Genomic DNA, 1745 nt, shown 5'->3' with positions numbered 1-1745 from the left:
GAGCGTGACGGTGACGGCGCCCGTCTTTTCCGCCAGCGCGCCGATGTCGGCCGCTCTTGCCGGATCGCAGACGACTAGGCGTGGTTCCGCGTCGCCGAAGAAATACTCCAGCTCAGCCAGCGTGTAGGCGGTGTTGAGCGGCAGGAAGACGGCGCCGGCGCGCAGGCAGGCGAGATAGAGCATGACCGCTTCCGGGCTCTTCTCGACCTGCACGGCAACGCGGTCACCGGGCTCGACATCCAGTTGCAGGAGCGCATGCGCAAGCTGCGCCGAGCGGGCCAGCATATCGCCATAGGTGATCGAGCGGCCATCATCGGTTTCCATCAGCAAGCGCGCTGGCGCCGGCATCCGGAACCGGAACGCATCGAACAGATGATTGCTCATGAAGGCTTCCCTGGGGTGCTGCGGCGCTGAGCATGCGCCTGTCGCGGCATGCCTCGGCGGCGAGAGTTCGCGGTTCTTGGCCGCGCCGTCAAGCCCGCCGACAGCGGTTCACGCCGGCCGCGCCGACGCAGGTTGCGTGCAAGAAACGAGCACAAGAGACCCGCCAGGAAACGACTGCTATCGCCGAGCGCGTTTGCCGGCGATTTCTTTCGTTTCCTCGTCCTGCTCGAAGCGCTTCATGCACATGGCCGCAGTCAACCGGTAGTGGTTGAGCAGGGCCTCGACGGCACCGTCGGCATTGCCGTCCAGGGCATATTCGGCGATCAGACGATGCTCGCCGAAATCGTCGCGCTGGACGCCTTCGCCATCATTGGCCATTTGCCGGTAGCGATAGGCGTGATCGGAGAGCTGGTCGCAAAACCCCACCAGCCATTGCGACCGGCAGGCCGAAATCAGCACCCTGTGGAAGATGCGATGCAGCCTCTCCCAATCGGGATTGAGCGAGAAGAGATTCTGCGGTGCCAGGCGTGACGCGCGTCCCAGGCGATGCAGCGCCAGCACGAGCTGTTCTTCCCATTCGGCGGTGCGGTGGGTGATGGATTCGCGAAGCGCTCGCTCCTCGAGCCAGCAGCGGGTGCGCGTCAGCTCCTCGAGTTCCGAGGCGCTGACCGGCATGATGAAGAAGCCGCGCTGGTCGTGCCGGCCGAGAAGCCCTTCCGAGGCGAGGCGATTGAGGGCTTCGCGGACAGGCGAGGCGCCGGCTCCATATTTGGAGACCACCCACTCGACCCGCAGCTTGCTCTCGGCTTCAAGGACACCGCCGAGAAGATCGTCCCGCAATTGCTGATAGACCGTAGTGGCAAGCGTGCTCTTCGGTCCGGCAGCGTCGTCGTTCAGATTGGCAGCTCCGTATGTCAAAGCGACTCCTTGTCCCCAGGACTTGTCCCGGGCGATTCGAGTCCGAAAGCATTCGCCTTCTCGTACTTGTACCATACAGCGCGAAGATTCGCCTGCTCAAGCAGAAGATCACGTTATTGTACTTTAGCACAAAGGAATATGCGGCATTTCGGAGTTCAGTGCTGTAATTCCGCGCTTTTTCACAACCTGCGGGCACTTAACATGTTTTGTATGCACGCAGGAGAATCTGTTCTTTTTGTTCTTTTGTATTCGCGCGAGATCAACTGTCTGCTTTGGGCATAGACGACGGAGCTGAAAACCGAATCAGGCAATCGCTCACATCCGATGCCGTTGCCCCAAAAGCTTCACAAACCCGCCCGGCACCAGAACCTTTAGCCGGCATGCAGGGCTGACGCGGGAACACTGCTGGTCAACCGGCTGCCTTATCGGCTGCCGTCCTGATT

The 1745-nt window shown here is 61.4% G+C and carries 2 protein-coding genes; both read right to left on the bottom strand.

The genetic code is table 11. From position 1 onward, the window contains the following. Positions 1-384 (bottom strand): AMP-binding protein (locus EN991_RS34985; protein ID WP_164769621.1); only part of this gene is annotated, 384 nt, incomplete at its 3' end. A gap of 177 nt (positions 385-561) precedes the next feature. Then, the gene (locus tag EN991_RS34980; protein ID WP_013528582.1) at positions 562-1302 is read right to left on the bottom strand and encodes a GntR family transcriptional regulator; all 741 of its coding nucleotides are present in this window, start codon (positions 1300-1302) and stop codon (positions 562-564) included. Positions 1303-1745: the final 443 nt, after the last annotated feature.

Origin of the sequence: Mesorhizobium sp. M7A.F.Ca.US.005.03.2.1 (assembly GCF_003997795.1) — a bacterium.
Lineage (GTDB): Bacteria > Pseudomonadota > Alphaproteobacteria > Rhizobiales > Rhizobiaceae > Mesorhizobium > Mesorhizobium ciceri.
The sequence above is the reverse complement of the archived record's forward strand: the minus strand, read 5'-3'. Positions and strand labels throughout refer to the sequence as shown.